This is a genomic window from Micromonospora sp. KC721 (assembly GCF_004348355.1).
GTDB lineage: Bacteria > Actinomycetota > Actinomycetes > Mycobacteriales > Micromonosporaceae > Micromonospora.
In genome coordinates, this window is record NZ_SMJY01000021.1 from 25,378 (window position 1) to 48,491 (window position 23,114).

General features: G+C 72.9%; 26 protein-coding genes and 1 pseudogene. 10 read left to right on the plus strand and 17 right to left on the minus strand.

What is annotated here, in order from left to right:
* Positions 1 to 17: 17 nt before the first annotated feature.
* The 4 genes from E1182_RS06350 to thrS all read right to left on the minus strand — a co-directional run bounded on the left by E1182_RS06350 (position 18) and on the right by thrS (position 4,720).
* Positions 18 to 1,076, minus strand: coding sequence for an aldo/keto reductase (locus tag E1182_RS06350; RefSeq protein ID WP_132261901.1), 1,059 nt, complete (start codon positions 1,074 to 1,076; stop codon positions 18 to 20).
* A gap of 172 nt (positions 1,077 to 1,248) precedes the next feature.
* Entirely contained in the window at positions 1,249 to 1,881 is a 633-nt protein-coding gene (locus tag E1182_RS06355) for a hypothetical protein (RefSeq protein ID WP_132261903.1), read from the minus strand.
* Positions 1,882 to 1,943: 62 nt separating this feature from the next.
* Entirely contained in the window at positions 1,944 to 2,456 is a 513-nt protein-coding gene (locus tag E1182_RS06360; protein WP_371687519.1) for an HIT domain-containing protein, read from the minus strand.
* 254 nt (positions 2,457 to 2,710) lie between these two features.
* Complete coding sequence (gene thrS, locus E1182_RS06365; protein ID WP_132261905.1) at positions 2,711 to 4,720, minus strand: threonine--tRNA ligase; 2,010 nt, start codon at positions 4,718 to 4,720, stop codon at positions 2,711 to 2,713.
* A 196-nt stretch (positions 4,721 to 4,916) separates the two neighbouring features.
* Here thrS and E1182_RS06370 point away from each other — a divergent pair, with 196 nt between their 5' ends.
* Positions 4,917 to 5,762 carry a DUF1775 domain-containing protein gene (locus E1182_RS06370; protein WP_165942527.1) on the plus strand — a complete coding sequence of 282 codons (846 nt, stop codon included), beginning with the start codon at positions 4,917 to 4,919 and terminating at the stop codon, positions 5,760 to 5,762.
* Positions 5,763 to 5,764: 2 nt separating this feature from the next.
* Here E1182_RS06370 and E1182_RS06375 read toward each other — a convergent pair whose 3' ends face one another.
* On the minus strand, positions 5,765 to 6,685 hold the full coding sequence (locus E1182_RS06375; RefSeq protein ID WP_132261909.1) for an ADP-ribosylglycohydrolase family protein: 921 nt from the start codon (positions 6,683 to 6,685) through the stop codon (positions 5,765 to 5,767).
* Positions 6,686 to 6,758: 73 nt separating this feature from the next.
* Here E1182_RS06375 and E1182_RS06380 point away from each other — a divergent pair, with 73 nt between their 5' ends.
* Both E1182_RS06380 and E1182_RS06385 read left to right on the plus strand, forming a co-directional pair.
* Positions 6,759 to 7,448 (plus strand): response regulator transcription factor, encoded by a 690-nt coding sequence (locus tag E1182_RS06380; protein WP_132261911.1) that lies wholly within the window; start codon positions 6,759 to 6,761, stop codon positions 7,446 to 7,448.
* A gap of 29 nt (positions 7,449 to 7,477) precedes the next feature.
* The gene (locus E1182_RS06385; RefSeq protein ID WP_132261913.1) at positions 7,478 to 8,866 is read left to right on the plus strand and encodes a HAMP domain-containing sensor histidine kinase; all 1,389 of its coding nucleotides are present in this window, start codon (positions 7,478 to 7,480) and stop codon (positions 8,864 to 8,866) included.
* Between the two features lie 14 nt (positions 8,867 to 8,880).
* On the opposite strand, the gene E1182_RS06390 is transcribed toward E1182_RS06385, so the two are convergent.
* A complete protein-coding gene (locus E1182_RS06390) occupies positions 8,881 to 9,903 on the minus strand; it encodes an adenosine deaminase (protein ID WP_132261915.1) in 1,023 nt (340 codons plus the stop codon).
* The gene (locus E1182_RS06395) at positions 9,900 to 10,697 is read right to left on the minus strand and encodes a trans-aconitate 2-methyltransferase (protein WP_132261951.1); all 798 of its coding nucleotides are present in this window, start codon (positions 10,695 to 10,697) and stop codon (positions 9,900 to 9,902) included. The genes E1182_RS06390 and E1182_RS06395 overlap by 4 nt, the downstream gene beginning before the upstream one ends.
* Positions 10,698 to 10,781: 84 nt before the next feature.
* Here E1182_RS06395 and E1182_RS06400 point away from each other — a divergent pair, with 84 nt between their 5' ends.
* Both E1182_RS06400 and E1182_RS06405 read left to right on the plus strand, forming a co-directional pair.
* Complete coding sequence (locus E1182_RS06400) at positions 10,782 to 11,765, plus strand: aldo/keto reductase (RefSeq protein ID WP_132261917.1); 984 nt, start codon at positions 10,782 to 10,784, stop codon at positions 11,763 to 11,765.
* A gap of 89 nt (positions 11,766 to 11,854) precedes the next feature.
* Positions 11,855 to 12,049: a hypothetical protein gene (locus E1182_RS06405; protein ID WP_132261919.1), complete on the plus strand. Its 195-nt coding sequence runs from the start codon at positions 11,855 to 11,857 to the stop codon at positions 12,047 to 12,049.
* 127 nt (positions 12,050 to 12,176) lie between these two features.
* Here E1182_RS06405 and E1182_RS06410 read toward each other — a convergent pair whose 3' ends face one another.
* From E1182_RS06410 to E1182_RS06440, 7 genes and pseudogenes are all read right to left on the minus strand, one after another.
* Entirely contained in the window at positions 12,177 to 12,380 is a 204-nt protein-coding gene (locus E1182_RS06410) for a cold-shock protein (protein WP_007075740.1), read from the minus strand.
* A 288-nt stretch (positions 12,381 to 12,668) separates the two neighbouring features.
* Positions 12,669 to 12,941, minus strand: coding sequence for a DUF4235 domain-containing protein (locus E1182_RS06415; protein ID WP_132261921.1), 273 nt, complete (start codon positions 12,939 to 12,941; stop codon positions 12,669 to 12,671).
* Complete coding sequence (locus E1182_RS06420) at positions 12,938 to 13,273, minus strand: DUF3618 domain-containing protein (protein ID WP_132261923.1); 336 nt, start codon at positions 13,271 to 13,273, stop codon at positions 12,938 to 12,940. The genes E1182_RS06415 and E1182_RS06420 overlap by 4 nt, the downstream gene beginning before the upstream one ends.
* Positions 13,270 to 13,704 (minus strand): phage holin family protein, encoded by a 435-nt coding sequence (locus E1182_RS06425; RefSeq protein WP_132261925.1) that lies wholly within the window; start codon positions 13,702 to 13,704, stop codon positions 13,270 to 13,272. Before E1182_RS06425 ends, E1182_RS06420 begins: the two co-directional genes overlap by 4 nt.
* A gap of 298 nt (positions 13,705 to 14,002) precedes the next feature.
* A pseudogene (locus E1182_RS06430) lies at positions 14,003 to 15,193 on the minus strand (mechanosensitive ion channel family protein); the annotation flags it as partial.
* A 76-nt stretch (positions 15,194 to 15,269) separates the two neighbouring features.
* Positions 15,270 to 16,091, minus strand: coding sequence for a DUF1206 domain-containing protein (locus E1182_RS06435; protein WP_132261929.1), 822 nt, complete (start codon positions 16,089 to 16,091; stop codon positions 15,270 to 15,272).
* A 55-nt stretch (positions 16,092 to 16,146) separates the two neighbouring features.
* Positions 16,147 to 16,506, minus strand: a complete 360-nt coding sequence (locus E1182_RS06440) for a hypothetical protein (RefSeq protein WP_132261931.1) — start codon at positions 16,504 to 16,506, stop codon at positions 16,147 to 16,149.
* 106 nt (positions 16,507 to 16,612) lie between these two features.
* Here E1182_RS06440 and E1182_RS06445 point away from each other — a divergent pair, with 106 nt between their 5' ends.
* The 4 genes from E1182_RS06445 to E1182_RS06455 all read left to right on the plus strand — a co-directional run bounded on the left by E1182_RS06445 (position 16,613) and on the right by E1182_RS06455 (position 19,317).
* Positions 16,613 to 16,900: a GNAT family N-acetyltransferase gene (locus tag E1182_RS06445; RefSeq protein ID WP_132261933.1), complete on the plus strand. Its 288-nt coding sequence runs from the start codon at positions 16,613 to 16,615 to the stop codon at positions 16,898 to 16,900.
* A 41-nt stretch (positions 16,901 to 16,941) separates the two neighbouring features.
* Positions 16,942 to 17,067: a hypothetical protein gene (locus E1182_RS32690; protein ID WP_256370817.1), complete on the plus strand. Its 126-nt coding sequence runs from the start codon at positions 16,942 to 16,944 to the stop codon at positions 17,065 to 17,067.
* 45 nt (positions 17,068 to 17,112) lie between these two features.
* The gene (locus E1182_RS06450) at positions 17,113 to 18,744 is read left to right on the plus strand and encodes a RecQ family ATP-dependent DNA helicase (protein ID WP_132261935.1); all 1,632 of its coding nucleotides are present in this window, start codon (positions 17,113 to 17,115) and stop codon (positions 18,742 to 18,744) included.
* 69 nt (positions 18,745 to 18,813) lie between these two features.
* Positions 18,814 to 19,317 carry a hypothetical protein gene (locus E1182_RS06455; protein ID WP_132261937.1) on the plus strand — a complete coding sequence of 168 codons (504 nt, stop codon included), beginning with the start codon at positions 18,814 to 18,816 and terminating at the stop codon, positions 19,315 to 19,317.
* A gap of 56 nt (positions 19,318 to 19,373) precedes the next feature.
* Here the strand turns inward: E1182_RS06455 and E1182_RS06460 are convergent, their stop codons facing one another.
* Together E1182_RS06460 and E1182_RS06465 are read right to left on the minus strand one after the other, a co-directional pair.
* A complete protein-coding gene (locus tag E1182_RS06460; RefSeq protein ID WP_132261939.1) occupies positions 19,374 to 20,138 on the minus strand; it encodes an ABC transporter permease in 765 nt (254 codons plus the stop codon).
* Positions 20,131 to 21,099 (minus strand): ATP-binding cassette domain-containing protein, encoded by a 969-nt coding sequence (locus E1182_RS06465; protein ID WP_132261941.1) that lies wholly within the window; start codon positions 21,097 to 21,099, stop codon positions 20,131 to 20,133. The genes E1182_RS06460 and E1182_RS06465 overlap by 8 nt, the downstream gene beginning before the upstream one ends.
* A gap of 101 nt (positions 21,100 to 21,200) precedes the next feature.
* Between E1182_RS06465 and E1182_RS06470 the strand changes: the two genes are divergently transcribed.
* Positions 21,201 to 21,959 carry a TetR/AcrR family transcriptional regulator gene (locus E1182_RS06470; protein ID WP_132261944.1) on the plus strand — a complete coding sequence of 253 codons (759 nt, stop codon included), beginning with the start codon at positions 21,201 to 21,203 and terminating at the stop codon, positions 21,957 to 21,959.
* 17 nt (positions 21,960 to 21,976) lie between these two features.
* On the opposite strand, the gene E1182_RS06475 is transcribed toward E1182_RS06470, so the two are convergent.
* A complete protein-coding gene (locus tag E1182_RS06475) occupies positions 21,977 to 22,960 on the minus strand; it encodes a DNA topoisomerase IB (RefSeq protein ID WP_132261946.1) in 984 nt (327 codons plus the stop codon).
* Positions 22,961 to 23,114: the final 154 nt, after the last annotated feature.

Consider the following 23,114-nt stretch of genomic DNA (forward strand, 5'->3'; position numbering starts at 1 on the left):
CGACCCGACGCGGCGGCTCAGGGGCGGGCGGCGGGAACCGGGGGCATCGGCCAGTACGGGCGGTCGGCGTCGCGCAGCGCAGCCGCGCGCAGCCCCGCGAGCTGCCGCTCCACCTCGGCGAAGTGGTCCGGGGCGAGCGGGCCGAGCCGCAACGCGGCGGCGTTCTCCTCGACCTGGGCGACGGTGCGACAGCCGGGGATCGGCACCGTCCGGCCGCTGCGCGCCCAGAGCCAGCCCAGCGCGCCCTGGGCCAGGGTGCGGCCGTCGGCGGTGAGCGCGCCGCGTACCGCCCGGACCCGACGCAGCCACTCCGGTGCCGGCCGCCCTCCTCGGAACCACTCGAGCCAGGTCGGGGTGAGACCCCGCACGTCGTCGCGGGGCAACCTCGACTCGGTGGTGTACTTGCCGGTCAGCAGCCCCATGCCGAGCGGGCCCCGGTTGACGCTGGCCAGGTCGTGCTTGTCGCAGACCGCCAGCATCGCCGGGGCGTCCCGCAGCACCGAGAGGCTGTGCTGCACGGCACTGGCCCGCGGCGCCGCCTCGGCGAACGCGCCGACCCGGTCGGCCCGGTCGGTGCTCCAGCCGTACGACCGGATCAGCCCGTCGGCCACCAGTTCCTCGCACGTGCCGATGAGCGCCTCGGCCCGGGCCAACGGCAGATCCCCCAGGTGCAGCTGGTACAGGTCGATCCGGTCGGTGTCCAGCCGGCGCAACGAGTCGACCACCGCCCGGCGCAGGTACGCCGGTGAGGCGTCCTCGCCGGTGGCCTGCCGGCTCCGCTCGTCGAAGGTGTACCCCCACTTCGTGGCGATCACCGCCTGGTCGCGCCGACCGGCCAGCGCCCAGCCGAGAATCCGCTCGCCGTGCCCGGCCCCGTACGTGTCGGCCGTGTCGAAGAACGTCACCCCCAGGTCGAGGGCGCGACGGACCGCCCGTACCGACTCCTCGTCGTCGACCCGGCCCCAGCCCAGCGGTCGGCTGCCCTCCGCCCAGGGGCCACCGATCGCCCAGCAGCCCATGCCGAGCGCGCTGACCTCGATGCCGCTGCGGCCCAACATCCGCGTCGCAACTGCCACCGCCGCATCCTGCCACCTTCCGGACTTCCGGGGGCACAAACGTCACCGAGCGTGGAACAGGTCATACGCGATGGTGAGGGAGGCATCGGGTGTCCCGGCGGGGGTTCGACCGGAGCGGAGCCGGCCGGTCGGCGTGTGGGCGTACCGGTTGGCGGGCCGCACCGGCTAGGAGTCAGCGCGGGACGGCGTACGCCAGCGGCATCGGGGCCGGCTGTCCCAGCAAGGTGCCGCACAGTGCGGCGTCCTCCCGCACCGCCCCGGCACCGAGCCGGCGGACGATGGCCAGCTCGACGGAGTCGGTGACGATCAGCGTCGGATCGCCGTCCACCACCCGCAGCGACCCCGCCACGACCGGCGGATCCGACCGGTCGGCGCAGCTGCTGGTGATCTCCATGCTCGGCGGCCGGTGCTCCCGCACGCCGTCGACCTCGAAGAACTCCTGCGCCTGGACGGCACCGCCGAGGATCGCAGCGGTCAGGACCAGCGCGTAGACCGGGTCGCCGCAGGCGTCGTACACCCAGCGCTGGCCGAGCGCGGAGTGGTGCAGGGTGCCGACCAGCCGGTCGTCGGCGTCAGCCAGCGGCGTACCCCGATAGGTGAGCGGCACCTGGTACATCGGCCCGTCACCGACGCGGACCAGCAGCGTCTCGACCCCGACCGCGCCAGCCGGATCGTCGAACCGGTACGACGCCACCCGGGTCACCCCGGCCGCCGACCCGCCGTCGTACCAGTCCTGGTCGGGCAACCAGGAGGCCAGGAGTTCGAGCTTGCTGGGACGCAGTTCCGCTTTGTGCAAGAGGGCCATGCCAAGATCGTAAGAGCTGTCTCCCGCCCGCGCACCCCATCAACCGGCGGCCGAGTCTCGGGTCAGGCCGGCCAGGCCTCGGCGAAGAGGTCGCGGGTGTCGGTGAGGAGCTGCGGCAGCACCTTCGTCCGGCCGATCACCGGCATGAAGTTGGCGTCGCCACCCCAGCGCGGCACCACGTGCTGGTGCAGGTGCGCGGCGATGCCGGCACCGGCCACGCCGCCCTGGTTCATGCCCAGGTTGAACCCGTGCGCGTTACTGACCTTGCGGATCACCCGCATCGCCGTCTGGGTGAACACCGCCAACTCGCCGGTCTCCTCGGCGTCCAGGTCCGTGTAGTCGGCGACGTGCCGGTACGGGCAGACGAGCAGGTGACCCGGGTTGTACGGGTACAGGTTCAGCACCGCGAAGACGTGCCTGCCCCGAGCCACGACCAGGCTCTGCTCGGCGGGCAGGCCCGGGGCGAGACAGAACGGGCAGCCAGCGGGCTTGTCGTAACCGCCCTCGGGGCGGTCCTCGCCGGAGATGTAAATCATCCGGTGCGGCGTCCAGAGCCGTTCCAACCCGTCCGCCAGGCCGGCGTCTCCGCTGCTGTTCCCGCCGTCGTCAACGTGCCGCGCCGCCCCAGTCACACGCCGATCCTACGGTCACCGCACCGGGTTCCAGCCATCCGCACCAGTCAGCCAGGTGCCCGGGGTGAGCCGGGCGGCCTCCTGTGTGGTCAGCTACGGACGGTCCGGCCCGAGGCCGGTCACCAGGGACGGACCGAGGATCCGGACGTCGGGCAGGAGCGACGGACCCGGATCCTCGGGCGGAACGGAGCGGCGGATCAGTTGGCCACGGCGGACGGACCGGAGTTCGTACGCGAGCGGACCACGTCCAGTACGTGCGTGACCGCCTCGGCGACCGGTACCCCGTTGCGTTGCGAGCCGTCGCGGTAGCGGAAGGAGACGGTACCGGCGGCCACGTCGTCGTCACCGGCGATCGCCATGAACGGGATCTTCTGCTGCTGCGCGGTGCGGATCTTCTTCTGCATCCGGTCGTCACCAGCGTCGACCTGGGCCCGGATCCCCTCGGCGCGCAGCGCCGCGACGAAGCCGTGCAGGTAGTCGGTGTGGTCCTCGCGGATCGGGATGCCGACCAGCTGTACCGGCGCCAACCAGGCCGGGAACGCGCCCGCGTAGTGCTCGGTGAGCACCCCGAAGAAGCGTTCGATCGAGCCGAACAACGCTCGGTGGATCATCACCGGTCGCTGCCGGGTGCCGTCGGCGGCCTGGTACTCCAGGCCGAACCGCTCCGGCTGGTTGAAGTCGACCTGGATGGTCGACATCTGCCAGGTCCGGCCGATGGCGTCCTTGGCCTGCACGGAGATCTTCGGGCCGTAGAAGGCCGCGCCGCCCGGGTCCGGCACCAACTCCAGGCCGGAGGTCTCGGCGGCGGTGCGCAGCGCCTGCGTCGCCTCGTCCCAGTCAGCGTCGGCACCGATGAACTTCGGCGAGTCATCGCGGGTGGACAGCTCCAGGTAGAAGTCGTCCAGGCCGTAGTCGCGCAGCAGGTCCAGCACGAAGGTGAGCAGGGTGGTCAGCTCGCCCGGCATCTGCTCCCGGGTGCAGTAGATGTGCGAGTCGTCCATGGTCAGGCCACGCACCCGGGTCAACCCATGCACCACGCCGGACTTCTCGTACCGGTACACCGTGCCGAACTCGAAGAACCGCAGCGGCAGCTCCCGGTACGACCGCCCGCGTCCCTTGAAGATCAGGTTGTGGAACGGGCAGTTCATCGGCTTGAGGAAGTACTCCGCGCCCTCCAGCTGCATGGGCGGGAACATGGTGTCGGCGTAGTAGGGCAGGTGACCCGAGGTGTGGAAGAGCTGCCCCTTGGTGATGTGCGGGGTGTTGACGAACTCGTACCCCGCCTCCTCGTGCCGGCGGCGCGAGTAGTTCTCCATCTCCCGGCGGATGATCCCGCCCTTGGGATGGAAGACCGCGAGACCGGAGCCGATCTCGTCGGGGAAACTGAACAGGTCGAGGTCCGCGCCGAGCTTGCGGTGGTCGCGCCGGGCGGCCTCCTCCAGCAGCTTCAGGTACGCCTTGAGTTCGTCGCGGGTCGGCCAGGCGGTGCCGTACACCCGCTGCAACTGCGGGTTGCGCTCGGAGCCCCGCCAGTACGCGGCGGCCGAGCGCATCAGCTTGAAGGCGCCGATCAGGCGGGTGTTCGGCAGGTGCGGCCCCCGGCACAGGTCCGACCAGCAGACCTTGTCTTCGTTCGCGGCGAGGTTGTCGTAGATGGTCAGCTCGCCGCCGCCCACCTCCATCACCTCGGAGGAGTCGAGCCCCTCCCCCTTGACGTCGATCAGTTCCAGCTTGAACGGCTCGGCGGCCAACTCGGCCTTCGCCTCGTCCAGGCTGCCGAAGCGGCGACGACGGAACCGCTGGCCGGATTTGATGATCTCCTGCATCCGCTTCTCGAGCCGGGCCAGGTCGTCGGGCTGGAACGGCTTGTCGACGGCGAAGTCGTAGTAGAAGCCGTTCTCGATCGGCGGGCCGATGCCGAGCCGGGCCTCGGGGAACACGTCCTGCACGGCCTGGGCGAGCACGTGCGCGGTGGAGTGGCGCAGCACGTTGAGGCCGTCCGGGGTGTCGATGGCGACCGGTTCGACCTCGACGTCCTCGGCCGGCGACCAGTCCAGGTCGCGCAGCTGGCCCTGCGGGTCGCGGACCACCACGATCGCCTTGGGGCCGCTGGTGGGCAGCCCGGCCGCGGCCACCGCGTCGGCCGCCGTCGTCCCGGCGGCGACGACGACGGGGTCGGCCACTGCGGGGGTACGAGGTGCGGACACGGTGACTCCTCAACTGCAGGCGGTAAGGGTGTGCCGGTTACCGGCTCCTGCGATGCTATCGGTCGCCCCGGTCCGTGCGGTCGCCGGGAAAGGACGACGACGTCGGGTCCGCGTTGAACCTTTCCGGCCCCGCATCCGAACTACCAGGTGTGGCCGGAGCCGGTACCGGCCTGTTGGACACGGATTGGGGGCACCGATGACGACGACCCGTGGCGGAAACCGTCGACACCGGGCCGGGCTCGTGCTGGCCGCGGCGGTGGCCGGCGTGCTGGGCTGGCCGGCAGCGGCACTGGCGACGGAGGTGACGGCCACGCCGACGCAGGCGACGCAGGGCGACGCGGTGACCTGGCACCTGGCGGTGCCGGAGGAACGGCCGGGCGCGCGCACCGAGAAGATCGAACTGAAGCTGCCCGAGGCCACCCCGATCGGCGAGGTCTACCCGTTGTCGGTGGACGGCTGGGCTCCCCTGATCACCTTCCGGGACCTGAACCAGCCGGTGGCCGGCATCCACGCGCCAGGCGTGACCCAGGTGACCGCGGCGGTGACGTGGACCCGGGCCGCGGGGCCACCGGTGCCGGGACCGGCCCGGCTCTCGCTGGCCATGGGCCCGCTGCCGCAGGTCGACCGGATGAGCTTCGAGCTGGTGCAGACGTACTCGGACGGCACGGTGGTCCGGTGGGCCGACCCGGTCGGCGGGGCCCACCCGGCCCCGACGCTGGCCCTGGTGCCGCCGGCTCCCGGCGCGGCCGTCGGGCACGCCCACGGCGGCGCGGCGCCGCTGGCCGCGGACGCCGACGGGGGTGGCACGGCCGACGGCCGGCCGGACGGCTCCGGCGGACCGAGCGCGGACGTGCTGCTCGGCGGTGGCCTGGCGATCGGTCTCGGCGGTGGTGCGCTGATCGGCTGGCTGGTGAGCCGGGCCCGGCACCGCGCCGAGCCGGACGACGACGAGCCGCAGGAGGAGCCGTCGACCGGGCATCCCGAGGGCGGGCGGACGTCCGGGGACGTCCGGCCGTTGGCCGAGCCGGTGCCTTCCCGCTGAGGTCAGCGCACCCACTCCGGCAGCGGCTCCCGGGCCGCCAGCCAGTGGTCGGGTACCCCGCCGGAGGTGCCCACCCCGGTGTACGCGGCGACCACCGCGCCGGCGATCGCGGCGGTGGTGTCGACGTCTCCGCCCGCCGCCACGCAGGCCCGGATCGCGGCCGGGTAGTCGGACAGGTGGGTGGCGGCCACCCAGAGGGCGAAGGCCACGGTGTCCTGGGCGGTGACCCGCGAGCCGTTGCCGAGCGCCGCCACCGCCTCCGGCAGCGGCCGGCCGAGCAGCGTGGCGGCCCGGCGTACCCCGGCGGTGACCGCACCGGCCGGGTCGAGCGCACCGGCGACGGCGGCCAGCGACCGGGCCGGGTCGGGCAGGTCGCCGCCGAGCCGGGCGCGGGCGGCCAGCGAGGCGGCGATGGCCACCGCGACCGCCCCGGCGACCCCCTCCGGATGGGCGTGGGTGACCTCGGCGCTGGCCCGGGCCTGCGCGGCGGCCCGGGTGGTGGAGTCGGCGAACCAGGCGCCCAGCGGCCCCACCCGCATCGCCGCCCCGTTGCCGCAGGAGCCCTGCCCGTCGAAGGCGGAGGCGGCGGCCACCGGCCAGGGGGTGCCGGTCCGGATCAGGCGCAGGATCGCCACCGCCCCCGGCCCGTACCCGCGGTACGGCTCGCACCGCTCGGCGAAGGCGAGGGCCAGCCGGTCCTGGTCGACGCCGCCGTGGGCGGCGAGTTCGGCCAGCACCGAGCAGGCCATCTCGGTGTCGTCCGTCCACTGCCAGGGTGGCGGGGGGAGCCGGTCGGCGGCCAGGTCCGCCGGGTGCCGGCCGGGCACGAAGAACTGGGAGCCGAGGGCGTCGCCCACGGAGAGGCCGGCCAGGCTGTCCCGGGCCAGGGCCAGCCGGGCGTCGGGGAACAGGGTGAACGTCATCGTCGTGCCAGCTTGCCTGGTTTCGGGGTACGCCGCAACGTGATCAACTTGCCACCGGCAGTACGGTGCTGACGTGGCCACCGTGCTCCTGGTCGAAGACGACCACGTCGTACGCGGAGCGATGCTGCGTTCCCTGACCGAGCGGGGGCACGCGGTACACGCGGTCGGCACCGCGTTGGACGCGTTACGCCGGGTGGCCGCCGAGAGCCCCGACCTGGTCGTGCTCGACCTCGGCCTGCCCGACCTGGACGGCGCGGACGCGCTGCGGATGCTGCGCGGCATCACCGACGTACCGGTCATCATCGCCACCGCCCGCGACGACGAGCAGTCGGTGGTCCGGCTGCTGCGCGCCGGCGCGGACGACTACATGGTCAAGCCCTTCACCGGCGCCCACCTGGACGCCCGGATCACCACCGTGCTGCGCCGGGTCGGCCGGGCCAGCCGGGCGGTGCCGCCGGCGGTGCACACCGTCGGCGGCCTGCGGGTTGACGTGGGCGAGCGCAGCGCGGTGCTCGACGGCGAACCACTGGCGCTGACCCGCAAGGAGTTCGACCTGCTGGCCTATCTCGCCGCCCGACCCGGCCGGGTAGTGTCCCGGCGGGAACTTTTGGAGGAGGTATGGCGGCAGCCGTCGGTCGGCGAGGACCAGACCATCGACGTTCACCTGTACTGGCTGCGCCGAAAGATGGGCGAGTCCGCGGCGAAGCCGCGTTACCTGCGCACCGTGCGGGGGGTCGGCTTCCGGCTGGTGGTCCCGGACTGAGGCTGGCGCTGGCGTACCTCACCGCCGGCATGTGCGCGCTGGTCGCACTCGCCTTCCTGGTGCCGCTCGGGTTGACCCTGCGCGAGGAGGTCCGCGACGCGGCGCTGGCCGACGCGGCGCGGCGGGGCGCACTGGTCACCGGGGCTCTCGCGGTGAGCACCGATCCAGCGGCGGTACGCCGGGCGGTGCTGGCCAGCGGCGACGATCCGGCCATCCGGCCGGTGGTGCACGGGTTGGGCGACGCGGAGCCGGTCGGCCGCGCCCCCGAGAGCGACCTGGATCGGGCCCGTACCGAGCAGCGGTCGATCATCGCCGCCGTCGACGGTGGCCTGGTGCGGCTCGATCCGGTGGTCCTCGACGATCGGATCGCCGTGGTGGAGACCTTCGTTCCCGACGCACGGTTGCGGGAGGGGGGCGACCGGACGTGGTGGTTGCTGGCCGGGGTCGCCGTGGCGCTGGTGGGGGCGGCGGTGATCGTGGTGGACCGGGTGGCGACGCGGACGGTCGACGCCACCGCCGGGCTGGTCGGGGCGGCCATCGCGGTCGGCGACGGTGATCTGGGCGTCCGGGTGGAGCCCGGCGGTCCCCGGGAACTGGTCGAGGCGGGGTACGCCTTCAACCGGATGGCGGACCGGCTGGTAGCCGCCCGCACCGACGAGCGGGAGCTGGTCGCGGACCTGTCGCACCGGCTGCGTACGCCACTGACCGTGCTGCGGCTGGACGCCGAGGGGTTGGACTCGGACGACACCGGCGTCGGCACGTTCAGCGCGGCGGAGTTGGACCGGCGGCGGACGATCCGACGGATTCGGCAGGCGATCGTCACCCTGGAGGGCGAGGTCGACGTGCTGATCAAGACGACCCGCAAGGCTGTCACCCGCGAGACCGGGCCGGCCGAGTGCGACGTCAGCGAGGTGGTCCGGGAGCGGATGGTGTTCTGGGCCGCGCTGGCCGGCGACCAGAACCGCCCCTACCAGGTGATCGGCGCCCAGTTGCGGGTCCCGGCGCCGGTCCCCCGGGCCGAGTTGGCCGCCGCCCTGGACGCGGTGATCGGTAACGTCTTCCGCTACACGCCGCAGGGGACGGCGTTCGAGGTGGCGGTCTCCCGCCGGGACGGGTACGTGGCGATCCGGGTCGACGACGCCGGCCCGGGCATCGCCGACCCGGACCGGGCGCTGCGTCGCGGCGCGAGCGACCAGGGTTCCACCGGGCTGGGGCTGGACATCGCCAAGCGGGTGGCGGTGCAGGCCAACGGCTCGGTGAGCATCGACCGGGCCCGCCTCGGCGGGGCCAGCGTGGTGATGCTGCTGGCGGACCCGGGGGCGACGCCCCGGCAGGTCAGCCGGTTCGGGCTGGTCGGCCGGATGGCCCGGGAGGTCCGGGAGCAGCAGGGGACCCGCTGGCCCCGCCGTCGTTCCTGACCCTCACCGGCCGCTCAGCGCCGCCCGGCCGCGTACGCGTCGATCTCGGCGCTGATCCGGGCCTTGTCCCCGGGCGCCAGGAACGAGGCGGTCACCGCGTCCTTGGCCAGCGCGGCCAGTCGGTCGGTACCGGCGTCGAGCAGCCGGGCGGCCACGGCGTACTCGTCGTTGAGGGTGGTGCCGAACATCGGCGGGTCATCGGAGTTGACGGTGACCAGGACGCCGGCGTCGACCAGCCGCCGCAGGGGATGGACGGAGATGTCGGGAACCGCCCGGGTCCGCACGTTGGAGGTCGGGCAGACCTCCAGCGCGATCCGGTGCTCGGCCAGGTACGCCAGCAGTTCCGGGTCGTCGGCGGCGGAGATGCCGTGGCCGATCCGCTCGGCGCCGAGTTCACGCAGCGCGTCCCAGACCGTCTGCGGGCCGGTGGTCTCCCCGGCGTGCGGCACCGACCGCAGCCCGGCCGCCCGGGCCTGGTCGAAGTACGGCTTGAACTGCGGCCGGGGCACGCCGATCTCCGGGCCGCCCAGGCCGAAGCTGATCAGCCCGTCGGGCCGCTCCTCCAGCGCGATGCGCAGGGTCTCCTCGGCTGCCGGCAGTCCGGCCTCGCCGGGGATGTCGAAGCACCAGCGCAGGGCGATGCCGAAGTCGGCCTCGGCCCGTTTGCGGGCGTCCTCGATCGCCTCGCAGAACGCCGGTGCGGGGATGCCGCGGCGCACGTGCGAGTACGGGGTGACGGTCAGCTCGGCGTAGCGGACCTGCTGCCGGGCCAGTTCGCGGGCGACCTCGTGGGTGAGGATCCAGACGTCCTCCGGGTCGCGGATGAGGTCCACCACGCTCAGGTAGATCTCGATGAAGTGGGCGAAGTCGCGGAAGGCGAAGTAGTCGGCCAGCGCCTGCGGGTCGGCCGGGACCGGGCTGCGCCCCTCGTGCCGCGCGGCGAGCTCGGCCACGATGCGGGGCGAGGCGGAGCCGACGTGGTGCACGTGCAGCTCCACCTTGGGCAGGCCGGCGATGAAGGTGGGCAGGTCGGTCACGGGTTGTTCTCCTCTGCACGGGCGCCGGTGCGGGCGACCACGAAGATCCGGCGGAACGGGAAGTACACCCGACCATGCCGCACCGGGTACGCCTCGGCGAGGCGTAGCCCCAGTTCGGTCCGGAAGTCGGCCCAGCCGTCGGCGTCCAGCGCGGCCTGTACCGGGCGCAACGCGGTGCCCTCCATCCAGCGCAGCACCGGATGGTCGGCTCCCGGTTCGGCGGGTAGCAGGTGCACGTACACAGTCTCCCAGGCGTCGACGGCGCACCCGATGCCGGCCAGTGACGCCGCGTAGTCGACGGCGTCGTCGACCGGGTCGGCCCGCAGCAGCGGGCCGAGGGTGTCCACCCACCGGTCCCGGCGGGCGATCTCGTGCAGGGCCCGGTGCGACGGGGCGGTGAAGTTGCCGGGCACCTGGAACGCCAGCCAGGCGCCGGGGGGCAGTTCCTGGGCCCAGCGGGCCAGCAGGTCCCGGTGCTCGGGCACCCACTGGAGCACCGCGTTGGCGACGAGCACGTCGACGTCGGGCCCGGGTCGCCAGTCGGCGGCGTCACCGACGCGGAACTCGGCCCGGGTGTCGAGGGCGGCGGCGCGGGCGATCATTTGCGGGGACGTGTCGAACCCGACGACCCGGGCGTCCGGCCAGCGGGCGGCGAGGGCCGCGGTCAGGGTGCCGGGGCCGCAACCGAGGTCGACCACGGCACGCGGCCGGTCCACCGGGATCCGGGCGACCAGGTCGTGGAACGGACGGGACCGCTCGCTGCCGTAGCGGAGGTAGGTGCCGGGATCCCACATCGTCAACTCCAAACCGTACGTACGTTTTGTTCAAACCTACGGCCCGCGTCCCGGGCCGGCAAGCCGGTCACTAGGCTCGGGCGCATGGAACAGCGCAGCTTCGACCGGCTCGGCCGGCAGGTGGGTGTGGTCGGCCTGGGTGCCTGGCAGCTCGGGGCGGACTGGGGACAGGTCGGCGAGGACGACGCCCTGGCCGTCCTGGCCGCCGCCGTGGACTCCGGAGTCACCTTCCTCGACACCGCGGACGTCTACGGCGACGGCCGCAGCGAACAGATCATCGGCCGCTTCCTGCGGGAACGACCCGGGCACGGGCTGACCGTGGCGACCAAGATGGGCCGCCGGGTGGCCCAGACGCCGCAGGCGTACACCCTGGACAACTTCCGGGCCTGGACCGACCGGTCCCGGGCCAACCTCGGGGTGGACACCCTGGACCTGGTCCAACTGCACTGCCCGCCGACGCCCGTCTTCGCCGACGACCGGGTCTTCGACGCCCTGGACACCCTGGTGCAGGAGAAGCGGATCGCCGGGTACGGCGTCAGCGTCGAGACCTGCGACCAGGCGCTCACCGCGATCGCCCGGCCCGGGACCGCCAGCGTGCAGATCATCCTCAACGCCGTCCGGCTCAAGCCCCTGGAGCGGGTGCTGCCCGCCGCCGCCTCCGCCGGTGTCGGGATCATCGCGCGGGTGCCGCTCGCCAGCGGTCTGCTCTCCGGCAAGTACGACGAGCACACCACCTTCGCCGCCGACGACCACCGGAACTACAACCGGCAGGGGGAGAGCTTCGACATCGGGGAGACCTTCTCCGGCGTCGACTACGACCTCGGCCTGGCGGTCGTCCGCCGACTCGCCCCGCTGGTCGGTCCCGACCGCACCATGGCGCAGTTCGCGCTCCGCTGGATCATCGACCAGCCCGGCGTCACGGTCGTCATCCCCGGCGCCCGCAACCCGCAGCAGGCGCGCGGCAACGCCACCGCCGCGGCGCTGCCGCCGTTGACCGACGCGGAACGCGACACCGTACGCGCCGTCTACGACGAGTTGGTCCGGCCCCGGGTGCACGACCGGTGGTGAGCCGTGCCGGCAGGGTGCTCGCGGCCGGCCCCGCCAGCCCGGATGCTGGGGGTGGGGCCGGCGTGGCCGGCGCACTGGAGGTGGCACGAATGAGAGGTTGGTTCACGCTCACCCTCGGCCTTCTGGCCGTGGTGACCGGCGCCGTCTGGACGGTGCAGGGGCTCGGCTACGTCAGCGACAGCGTCATGACCGACCAGCGGATCTGGGCCGTGCTCGGTCCGGCGCTGGCGGCGGTCGGGCTCGGCCTGCTCTGGCACGGCATGCGGTCCCGGCGGGGCGGCTGAACCGACGGCGGGCGACCGCCCGGACGGCCCGGGAACGCGGAAAGCCCCGCGTCCGAAACAGACACGGGGCTTCTCGTCGATCCGGCTGGCCGGATCACCCGGGCCGGCGGCTGCCGACCGGCACTGGTCAGATGGGGCGGACCTGCTCGGCCTGCGGACCCTTCTGACCCTGGGCGATCTCGAACTCCACCCGCTGGTTCTCCTCCAGCGTGCGGTAGCCGCTGGTCTGGATGGCCGAGAAGTGGACGAACACGTCAGCACCCCCGCCGTCGACGGTGATGAAGCCGAAGCCCTTGTCAGCGTTGAACCACTTCACGGTTCCCTGCGCCATGTGTATCTCCTTCTAAAACTGGCGGCCGAGCACACCGTGCGGCCGATTGGCCGTTTTCGAGCAGCGGTGCCTGAGGCGGCCCCCACGAAGGAGACTTCTCTCAACCCACGCCGTCTCTACAACAGCGGGGATCAGCAAACCACGTACGCAAAAACTTCGCACAGCCTACCGGACGAAATTCTCCGACATGTGACCTGACGGATGCCGGATCTCCGCTCGGCGGCTCCCTCGGGTCATGCGAAAGGCCCCCGACCGCCGCCGCGGGAAGGGGCACACCGCCGGTCCCGGTCAGTCCGGCCAGCTGCCGGTCAACCGGCGTACGCCGACCGCGCCGCCACGGTCCACCGCCGCCCGGACCACCGCAAAAATCGCCCCCTGCAGCGCCGCCGCGGCGAGGACCTCGCCCCAACCGCGGTCCTCATCGGTCGCGCTGGGGGCCTCACCATCCCCCGCGGTCATCTTCCAGACCTGCCGGAAGATGACCCCGGCGACCGTGCCGGCCGCCAGACCGAGCAGCACCCCGACGGGTCGGTATGCCGCCTTGCCGATGCCCTTGCTCACCTACGCCTCCCCCGCACGATCAGCAGCACCACCACCGCTGCCAGCGCCCCAGCCGCGACCGCCGCCCAGGGGGCCGGGCCGCGCCGCAGCGCCTCCCGGTATTCCTGCGACCGCAGCTCGTCGGTCTTCTGCGCCGCCTGCCCGCGAACCCGGGCCACGGTGAGCGCCGCCTGCCCGCGCATCCGTTCCCTCGCCTGCCCGGCGGAGGACCGCAGCCGGGCCTTGACGTCGGCCTTCGCGGCCAACAACTCCATCGTCTCGCCCAACTCCACCCGGGTACGCCGGATCTCCTCGCGCAGCGCCTCGGTGTCGCCGGTCCCGTTGCCCGTCATGCCCGTCCCCTGTCCTTCACGGCCGCGGTGACCACGTCCATGTCCGCCCGCAGGCTGCGGACCGTCCTCTCCGGAACCGGGGGTACGGCACGGCTGACCTGCTTCTTCCCGACCAGGGCGAGGACCCCGGCGACCAGGAACAGCAGCACCGCCACGATCAGGGCGGCCGCCCACGCCGGCAACGCCAGGTCCAGCAGCAGGATCGCCGTGGTGACCAGCGCGCCGAGGCCGTAGAAGGCGAGCGCCCCGCCACCGCCGAAGAGGCCGATGCCGATCCCGGCGTGCTTGCCCTTCTGGGTCAGCTCCGCCCGGGCCAGCGCCAGCTCGTCCCGCACCAGTCGGGAGACCTGCTCGGTGGCCCGCTGCACCAGCTCGGCGGTGGAGGGCTCGTTCCCCTTCGTGGACGTGCGGTGGTTCGCGACGTCAGCCATGCTGTCCTCCTTTCGTCATCACCGCGCTGAATGCCCGCAGTCGCTGCCCGTCAATCCTGCGTACGGTGACCAACCACATCTGACCTCAGGTTGGGCCGTACCGTCCGGCGAAACGCAGAAGCCGATCCGACGAAGCCCCCGTGACCGCCGGTCACGGGGGCTTCGTGGAGACGGGTCAGCGGTGGCCGTCGAGGGAGTCCCGGGCACCGACGAGCGGCCCGCCGCGGCCATCGGCGTCAGCGCCGCTGCCGTCGTCGCCGGACTCGCCCCGGCCGTCGGACCCAACCTCGATCTTCTCCCGGGGCTCGGCATCGTTGTCCGGGCCGACGAAGGCCTCGCTGCGCGCCTCACCGTCGCCGCTGCCGCCGAAGACGCGGGCGTCGTCCGGCACGTCGGTCTCCGTACGACGGCGCACCGGGCGGCGCGGCTGCACCCACTGCCAGGGCAGGGTGCCGGAGGAGTCGCCGATCTCGGTCCGCGAGCGCGGCAGGGCGGTCGGCCGCTGGTCGCGGATCCAGCCGACCAGATGCTCGCGGACCAGGCAGCGCAGATCCCAGAGGCTGCCCGCGTCGGCGGCGCTGACCAACGCGCGGAGCTTGACCAAACCGCCGGTCGCGTCGGTCACCTGGAGCACGCACACCCGGCCGTCCCACAGGTCGGTGCTCTCCACCAGCCGGCGCAGTTCCTCGCGCATCGTCTGCACCGGGACCGACCAGTCGACGTCGAACTCGGCCGTGCCGAGCACCGCCGCCTCGGTCCGGGTCCAGTTCTGGAACGGGGTGCTGGTGAAGTAGGAGGTGGGCAGGATCAGGCGTCGGTCGTCCCAGATCTGCACCACCACGTAGCTGAGGGTCAGCTCCTCGATCCGCCCCCACTCCCCCTCGACAACCACCACGTCGTCGAGGCGTACCGCGTCGCTGAAGGCGAGTTGGAGACCGGCGATGACGTTGCCGAGCAGGCTCTGGGCGGCCAGCGCGGCGACCACACCGGCCACCCCGGCACTGGTCAGCAGGCCGGCGCCGATGCCGCGTACGGCGGGAAAGGTCATCAGCATCACGCCGATGGCCAGCACCACGATCACCGCGATGGTGAGCCGCCGCAGCAGGACAACCTGGGTGCGCACCCGCCGGGCGTGGCGGTTGTTCGGCACGTCCACCCGGAACCGGGCCAGTGCGGTGTCCTCCACCACCACCAGCAGCGCCGCCACCAGCCAGGCGGCGGCGGCGACCACGGCGAGCACCAGGGTGTGCAGCACCACCTGCCGCCACTGGGTGCCCACCGCGTACCCGGTGCTGAACCGCACCGCGAGTTGCACGGCCAGCACCGTCGTGGCGACCTGGAACGGCCGATGGACGTGCTCGGCGAGTTCGGTCATCAGCAGCGAACGCCGGCCGAGCCGGCGGATCATCCGATGCACCACCGCGGCGGCGAACAAGGCGATGGCTGCCGCGGCTGCCGCGGCAGCCATCGTCACGAGGTAGTTCCGCACTGAGTCTCCCTCCGAACAGGCGGGTCAGCTCCGGGCAAAAGCCCTATGGTGCCTGGGCATCCGGATATTGACCAACTCAGACGCGGCGGTAGCGGGACTGCACGAAACAGTAGACACCGAAGGCGGCGATGCCGAGGGCCATCAGCACCAGCAGGAGCTGACCGTAGGGCTGGTCCCGCAGGGTACGCAGGGCGCCGTCCAGGCCCCGCGACTTCTCCGGGTCGTAGCGCACGGCGGCCACCACGATCAGCAGGCCGGCGATCGCGAACACGGCCCCTCGGGCGCTGTAGCCCGCCATACCCAGCCGGCGGCTGAGCGTCCGGGTCTTCGGGCTCATCTCGCCAATCTTCAGGTTGCGCTCGAACTTCTTCTTGAGGCCGTAGACCACCATGCCGATGCCGACGGCGGCGAGCACCAGGCCGGCGAGCCCGACCAGCCAACGACCGCCGGTGGAGGCCATCAGCCGGGCGGAGAAGGCTTCCTGCTGGTCGGCGCTGTCGGCGCTGGCGTCGCGAACGACCAGGACCGCGGTCCAGGCGAGCCAGAGGAAGACCACGGTACGCACGACCGAGGCGATCCGCTCGAACAACCGCTCCCTGCCCCGCTTGGCGTGGTGGCCGACGGCCGCCTCCAGCGCCTGCCAGACGGCCATGGCGGCCAGGCCGACGGCGATCGCGATCAACAGAAACTTGCCCATGGGCTGCGCGCCCAGGGTACGTAGCGCACCGTCGTGGTTGGCCTTCTCGCCGGAGCCGCCGAAGGCGACCTGGAGGGCGAGCCAGGCGAAGAGCAGGTGCACGATCCCGTAGCCGACGAAGCCGGCCCGGGCGAGGAGTTCCAGCCAGCGGCTGTCCGCGGTGCGGGCGGCGGTGGCTCCGGCGTTCCGGGTGAGAGACATGGGGCCGTCTATTGCCGGTCGCGCAGATCGGCAAACGTGGGCCCCGCCGGGCCGGTCAGCCGTTGGGGTTGCGCGCCACCCGGATCTTGACCTCCTGGTCGGTGACGCTGTCCAGCGTCACCGCGAAGCCGCCGACCTCGGCGGCCTGCTGGCCGGTGGTCAGCGAGACCCGCTCGCCGGCGACCTCGACGGTGACCTGGTCACCCTCCGCGCCGATCAGCTTGGCCTTGACGCCGAGAATGTTGGCCTGGGCGTCGACGCCCCGGTCGAAGGTGATCGTGCAGGCGTCCAGACCGCAGTCGGTGCTGGCGCCCTCGGAGCTGCAGCCGGCCAGCAGCGCCGCACCGAGAGCGAGGGGGGCCAGCAGGCCGGCGGCCCGTCGGGTGAGGGAGGAGATACCGGTTCGGGTCGTCACCCGACCAAGGGTACGAGACGCGGGCCAGACGGGCACCGCTCGAGCCGAGGCGGGCGGTTACCGCCGAACCGGACCGGCCGGCCCGGCGCCGGGAGACAATGGCCCGGTGAGTTTCCTGGTCGAGGAGAACCCTGCCAAGCGCCGCTTCGAGATCCTGGTCGACGGCGCGCTGGCCGGCTTCACCGCGTACCTGCCCCGGGGCGAGGTGCGGGTGTTCACCCACACCGAGGTACGCCCGGAGTACCAGGACATGGGCGTCGGCGCGGCACTGGCCCGCAACACCCTGGAGCAGGTACGCGCGGAGGGTGGCCGGGTGGTGCCGCAGTGCCCGTTCATGCGGGCCTTCATCACCCACCACCCCGAGTACGCCGACCTGGTGGTCGCGCCCACCTGACCGCTGTGGCGGCCGGCCCCGGGACGTGCGACAGTGCCGGGATGGACGCGCTGCCGCTGGCCGACGCCAGCACACCGGCCGACATCCCGGGCGTACGCCTGCTCGGCCTGGTGGTCGGCGGCTTGCTGCTGCTCGCCGCCATCCGGGCGATGTTCCGGCGACGCTGACCGGAGGGTTTCGTCGATGATCGGCACGGGTACCTCCGGCTCCTGATGAAGCTGTCCACGAACTCCATGACGTTGCGGCGCGCGGCGCGCAGCCTGTTCGGCTGGACCGCCCTGCGGCCCCATCAGCTCGCCGCGATGCGCGCCGTGATGAAGCGGCGCGACGCGCTGGTGGTGCTGCCCACCGGTGCCGGCAAGTCGGCGATCTACCAGATCCCGGCCAGCCTGATCCCCGGCCCGACGGTGGTGATCTCCCCGCTGCTGGCCCTTCAGCAGGACCAGATCGCCGCGCTCAACGAACGGCAGCGTCCGGAGCTGCGGGCGGTACGGATCAGCTCCGCGGAGAGCCCGGCCCAGCAGGCCGAGGCGATCACCGAGATCCGCGACGGGCGGGCGGAGTTCCTCTTCATCACCCCGGAGCAGCTCGGCAACCCCGACCGGATGGCCGAGGTGAGGTCGCTGAAGCCGGCACTGGTCGCGATCGACGAGGCACACTGCATCTCCGCCTGGGGCCACGACTTCCGCCCGGACTACCTGGCGCTGGGTCACCTCGTCGACGGCCTCGGCCGGCCGCCGGTGGTCGCTCTGACCGCCACCGCGTCACCCCCGGTACGCGACGACATCATCGCCCGACTGCGGCTGCGCGACCCGGAGGTGGTGATCTCCGGGCTGGATCGGCCGAACCTCTTCATCGAGGTCGCCCACTGCCCGACGGACGACTACCGGTGGCGGCGGCTGACCACGCTGCTGGGCGACGACGAGCGCCCCGGCATCATCTACGTTCCCACCCGCCGCACCGCCGAGGAGCTGGCAACACGGCTCACCGATGCCGGTTTCCCGGCGCGGCACTACCACGGCGGTATGCCCACCGGTGCCCGCCAGGACCTGCACGAGGCCTTCCTCGCCGACCAGGTGCCGATCATGGTGGCCACCTCGGCCTTCGGCATGGGCATCGACAAGCCGAACATCGCCTGGGTGGTCCACATGGCGCTGCCCGACTCCCCGGACAGCTACTTCCAGGAGATCGGCCGTGCCGGTCGGGACGGCGAACCGGCCCGGGTGCTGCTGCTGTGGCGGGCCGAGGACGTCTCACTCCAGCGCTATTTCAGCGGCGGCCTGCCCGACCCCACCGAGCTACGGGACCTGGCCGCGCTGCTGCGCAAGCAGCCCCGCACCAGGAAGGAGCTGCGCGAGCTGACCGGCCTCGGCGCGCGCAAACTGGGCCAGTACCTGGCACTGCTGGAGCAGGTCGGGGCGGCGCAGCCACGCGCGCGGCAGAAGATCGGCGCTTCCCGGTACTCCCCCACTCCGGTGGACGCCGCCCGCGCGGCGGTGGCCGAGGCGGAACGCCGGCAGACCGTCACCCGCTCGCGCACCGACATGATGCGCGCCTTCGCCGAGACCACGGCCTGCCGGGGGCAGACGCTGCTGGCGTACTTCGGCGAGCAGATGTCCGCCGTCTGCGGGCACTGCGACAACTGCCACGAGGGCACCAGCCGCGCCGACGACGGCGCGGTCGGCCCGTTCCCGGTGCACAGCCAGGTCCGGCACCCGGAGTGGGGGACCGGCCTGGTGCTCAACTACGTCGACGACCGGATGACGGTCCTCTTCGACGAGGTCGGCTACAAGACGCTCTCCGTGCCCGTGGTGTCGGAGCAGGGCCTGCTGACGCTGGACTAGCCTGACCGGGCACCCGCGCGGGTGCCACGGACGTGTGAGAAGTGACCCAGGGCGAGAGGGGCTCAAGTCGTGATCGAACAGCCGGCGTACACCGGTTTCGGGTTCTCCGACGAGGAGTGGGGGCTGCTGGTCGGCCTGCCGCAGGCGGTGCTCACCGCCGCCAGCGCCGCCGAGTCCGACGGCTCCCGACGCACCCGTGCGGAGACCGCCGCCGGGCTGGAGACCATCGCCGCCGGCCGGGAGTCGGCCAGCCCGCTGGTCGCCGCGGTGGCCGGGGAACTCGTGTCCCGGGTGGGCGATCCGGAGGCGGGCGAGGAACTGCCGGTCATCGAGCCGGCCGACCCGCAGGGCCTGATCGACGACGTGCTGGCCCGGGCCGGTCAGGCGTCGGCCCTGCTCGCCGCCAAGGTCGACGAGGGCCAGGCCGGGGCGTACCGACACTGGCTGGTGGAGATCGCCGAGCAGGTGGTGGGCGCGGCCTCGACGGGCGGCATCCTCGGCATCGGTGGCGACCAGGTCAGCGACTCGGAGCGGCGCTTCCGGGACCGGCTCTCGCACGTGCTCAACGACTGACGGCCGACGACGACGGCGGTCCCGGTGGACCGCCGCCGTCTCGTGGCGCCGACCGATCAGGCGACCCGGCGCCGGAACAGCACGGCGGCGAGCAGCACGGACACCAGCAGGATGCCGAGGCACCAGGCCGCCGCGATGGCCGGTGCCGACCCGGGCGGCGTGCCGAGCAGCAACGCCCGCAGCGTCTCGATGACCGGGGTGACCGGCTGGTGGTCGGCGAAGCCGCGCAACCAGCTCGGCATAGTCTGCACCGGAACGAACGCGCTGCTCGGGTAGGGCAGGAACATGACCAGGAAGGTGAAGCCGCTGGCCGCCTCCGGGGTCCGGGCGATCAGCCCGAACGCGGCGGACAGCCAGGACACCGCGAGCAGGAACAGCAGCAGCACCCCGGCCGCGGCGAGCCAGCCCAGCGGGTCGACGGCCGGGCGGAACCCGATCGCCACGGCCACGCCGAGGACGAGCACCGTCGAGACCAGGTTGCGCAGGACGCTCGCGACGACGTGGCCGCCGAGGATCGCGGTGGCGGCGACGTCCATCGTGCGCAACCGCTCGACCAGGCCGTTGCCGAGGTCGGTGGTGACGCTCATCGCGGTGCCCGCCGCCCCGAAACCGGCGCAGAGCAGCAGCACCCCGGGGACGACGTAGGTGACGTACGCGCCGCCGGTGTCGATGGCGCCGCCGAAGAGGTAGACGAAGATCAACATCAGGATCACCGGCAGCAGCAGCGAGGTGAGCAGCGCGTCGACGTTTCGGCGGGAGAGTCGTACGCACCGTTGCACCAGGACGGACAGCTCGGCGCCCCGGGCGGTCAGCTCAGACACCGGCTACCTCCCGGTGGGTGGCGGGCGTCTGCCCGGTCAGGGTGAGGAAGACGTCGTCGAGCGTCGCGGTGCGCAGGTGGAAGCGCTCGACGCCCTGCCGGTCGGGGTCGACCTCGTCGAGCAGTCGGCGGACCTGCGGCGCGTCGCCGTCGATGGGTACGGCCAGTTCGCGCCGGCCGGGGTCGATGTGGGCCAGCCGACCGCCGAGCCGGCGGGCCGCGGCGGCGAACCGGTCGTCGTCGCGCATGGTCAGTTCCAGCCGGTGGGCACCGAAGCGCCGCTTCAGCTCCTCGGCGGTCCCCTCGGCCGCCAGCCGGCCCCCGTGCAGGACCGCGACCCGGTCGGCGAGTTGGTCGGCCTCCTCCAGGTACTGCGTGGTCAGCAGCACCGTGACACCTCCGGCGGCCAGCTCCGCGACGACCTCCCACAGCGCCTGCCGGCTGCGCGGGTCGAGCCCGGTGGTCGGCTCGTCGAGGAAGATGACCGACGGCGAGCCGACCAGGCTGGCCGCGAGGTCGAGCCGGCGACGCATCCCGCCGGAGTAGGTCGACACCCGGCGGTCGGCCGCCGCCGCCAGGTCGAAGCGCTCCAACAGGTCGGCGGTGCGCCGACGGGCCGCCGGGCGGGGCAGCCCGGCGAGCCGGGCCAGCATCGTCAGGTTCTCCATCCCGGTCTGCGCGTCGTCGAGGGCCGCGTGCTGGCCGGCGAGGCTGATCAGTCGGCGCACCCGGCGCCGGTCGCGGACCACGTCGAGACCGTCCACCCGGGCGCTTCCGCCGTCGGGGGCGGTCAGCGTCGACAGGATCCGAATCGTGGTGGTCTTGCCCGCGCCGTTGGGTCCCAGCAGGGCGTGCACGCTGCCCCGGGCCACCCGCAGTGTCAGCCCGTCGAGCACCGTCACCGCGCCGAAGGACTTGCGCAACCCGACGGCCTCCACCGCCGAAGTTGTCCGCTCCCCCATGGTTCCTCACTCTCCGCATTCTGCGTATGCCATACGCTCTACTGCGTAGAGGATACGCAGAAGCTAGGATGGGGTGTCAACACCGCGAGCGAGAGGCGAGGATGAACGAGCCGGACGACGACCTGCCCGAGAGCGTGGCTATCGCCTGGGGCCTGCGGGAGCGTCCCGGCAAGGGCCCCCGACGCAGCCTCACCCTGGACCAGGTCGTGGCCGCCGCCATCCGGGTGGCCGAGGCCGACGGACTGGCCGGGGTCTCGATGAGCCGGGTCGCCGGCGAGCTGGGCGTGGCCACCATGTCGCTCTACCGCTACGTCCCGGCGAAGACCGACCTGGTGGATCTGATGACCGACGCCGCCTACGGCGATCCTCCGCCGCCACGCGACCCGGACGAGGGATGGCGGTCGGCGCTCACCCGCTGGGCCGAGGGCAACGTGGCGGCCATCCGCCGCCACCCGTGGCTGCGGCACGTGCCGGTCAGCGGCCCGCCGATCCGCCCCAACCAGGTGCGCTGGATGGAACGAGGGCTCGACTCCCTGCGCGGCACCGGCCTGTTGCCGAGCGAGCGCCTGTCGACGGTCCTGCTGGTCAGCGGATACGCCCGGAACTGGGCGACGCTGACCGTCGACCTCGCCGAGGCGGCCGCCCGCTCCCAGCTCACCGCCGAAGAGGCCGGCGTCCGCTACTGGCAACACCTCGAACGGCTCACCCGGGCGGGCGCCTTCCCGGCGATCCGGGAACTGCTCGCCGAGTGGGCCGCCGCAGAGGACGACGAGGAGTTCGACGCGGAGTGGCAGTTCGGCCTCGACCGCCTGCTCGACGGTGTCGAGGCCCTGATCAGTGGCCGGACGCCCGCCACCTGAGCGGCAGCGGGGCCGGGTCAGGTCTCCTGCAACAACGTGAGCACCGCCCGCTCCGCCTCGTCGCGCGACGCCCGCCGGCCAACCGGCACCAGCACACCGTCGTGGTAGAGATCCACCACCCGCGGATCCACGTACGACGTGCGCGCCACCGTCGGGGTGTTGCCCAGCAGCTCCGCCACCGCACGCATCACGGCGGCGACCGCCCTGCGGCGCGCGGTGGCCGACCGCTGCCGGCCCACCGTAGCCAGCTCGGTGGCCGCCAGCACGGTGGCGTGCCAGGTCCGGAAGTCCTTCGCGGTCATCTCCCCGCCACTGGCCTCGCGCAGGTAGTCGTTGATCTCGTCGCTACGCACGTCGCGCCAGGCGCCGCCGTCCCGGTAACCGAAGAGCCGCTGCTCGCCGCGGCGGCGGCGGCGCAGCGCGGTCAGCACCCGGCACAGCTCCGGGTCCTCGATCCGGCGGACCTGCTCGATGCCACCCTTCGCGGGAAACTCGAACACCACGCAACCGCCCCGAAACCGGGCGTGCTCGGGGCGCAGGGTGGACACGCCGAAGGTGGCGTCCTCGCCGACGGCGTACTGGCCGTTGCCGACCCGGAACATACCCATGTCGAGCAGCCGGGTGACGGTGGCCAGCACCCGCTCCCGGTGCAGGCCATGCCCGTCCAGGTCACGTGCGATCCGGGCACGCAGCGCCGGCAACCGGCGGGCCACCTCCAACACGTGGTCGAACTTCGCCTCGTCCCGCCTGCGCCGCCACTGCGGGTGGTAGAGGTACTGCTTGCGCCCGGCCGCGTCGATGCCGGTCGCCTGGATGTGCCCGTTCGGGTACGGCGAGATCCACACGTCCTGCCAGGCCGGCGGGATCACCAGATCCCGCAGCCGGGCCCGCTCCTGCGGGTCGCGGACCGGCTCGCCCTGCGGGTTCAGGAACACCCAGCCCCGACCGGCCCGGCGACGCCCGTAGCCCGCCCGGCCCGGATCACTACGCCGCAACCGCACCGGATATCCGCACCGCCTCTTCGGCCTCGTCCACGGCGGCCAGCACCCGGTCCACCGCAATGGCCGCCAACGTCGGATGGGTTCCTACCCCGGGCCGGCACGGGCAATCCCGCTCCCCGCCCCACAGCACGCGGTGCCGGGGCCGGTCCGGTGG

Excerpts from the sequence above, each read along its gene's own strand:
- E1182_RS06355 (WP_132261903.1), bottom strand. The coding sequence starts at position 1,881 with ATGGCCCTCTTGCACAAAGCGGAACTGCGTCCCAGCAAGCTCGAACTC.
- E1182_RS06370 (WP_165942527.1), top strand. The coding sequence starts at position 4,917 with ATGACGACGACCCGTGGCGGAAACCGTCGACACCGGGCCGGGCTCGTG.
- E1182_RS06375 (WP_132261909.1), bottom strand. The coding sequence starts at position 6,685 with ATGACGTTCACCCTGTTCCCCGACGCCCGGCTGGCCCTGGCCCGGGAC.
- E1182_RS06385 (WP_132261913.1), top strand. The coding sequence starts at position 7,478 with ATGTGCGCGCTGGTCGCACTCGCCTTCCTGGTGCCGCTCGGGTTGACC.
- E1182_RS06395 (WP_132261951.1), bottom strand. The coding sequence starts at position 10,697 with ATGTGGGATCCCGGCACCTACCTCCGCTACGGCAGCGAGCGGTCCCGT.
- E1182_RS06400 (WP_132261917.1), top strand. The coding sequence starts at position 10,782 with ATGGAACAGCGCAGCTTCGACCGGCTCGGCCGGCAGGTGGGTGTGGTC.
- E1182_RS06405 (WP_132261919.1), top strand. The coding sequence starts at position 11,855 with ATGAGAGGTTGGTTCACGCTCACCCTCGGCCTTCTGGCCGTGGTGACC.
- E1182_RS06410 (WP_007075740.1), bottom strand. The coding sequence starts at position 12,380 with ATGGCGCAGGGAACCGTGAAGTGGTTCAACGCTGACAAGGGCTTCGGC.
- E1182_RS06420 (WP_132261923.1), bottom strand. The coding sequence starts at position 13,273 with ATGACGGGCAACGGGACCGGCGACACCGAGGCGCTGCGCGAGGAGATC.
- E1182_RS06425 (WP_132261925.1), bottom strand. The coding sequence starts at position 13,704 with ATGGCTGACGTCGCGAACCACCGCACGTCCACGAAGGGGAACGAGCCC.
- E1182_RS06435 (WP_132261929.1), bottom strand. The coding sequence starts at position 16,091 with ATGTCTCTCACCCGGAACGCCGGAGCCACCGCCGCCCGCACCGCGGAC.
- E1182_RS32690 (WP_256370817.1), top strand. The coding sequence starts at position 16,942 with ATGGACGCGCTGCCGCTGGCCGACGCCAGCACACCGGCCGACATCCCG.
- E1182_RS06450 (WP_132261935.1), top strand. The coding sequence starts at position 17,113 with ATGAAGCTGTCCACGAACTCCATGACGTTGCGGCGCGCGGCGCGCAGC.
- E1182_RS06465 (WP_132261941.1), bottom strand. The coding sequence starts at position 21,099 with ATGGGGGAGCGGACAACTTCGGCGGTGGAGGCCGTCGGGTTGCGCAAG.
- E1182_RS06470 (WP_132261944.1), top strand. The coding sequence starts at position 21,201 with ATGAACGAGCCGGACGACGACCTGCCCGAGAGCGTGGCTATCGCCTGG.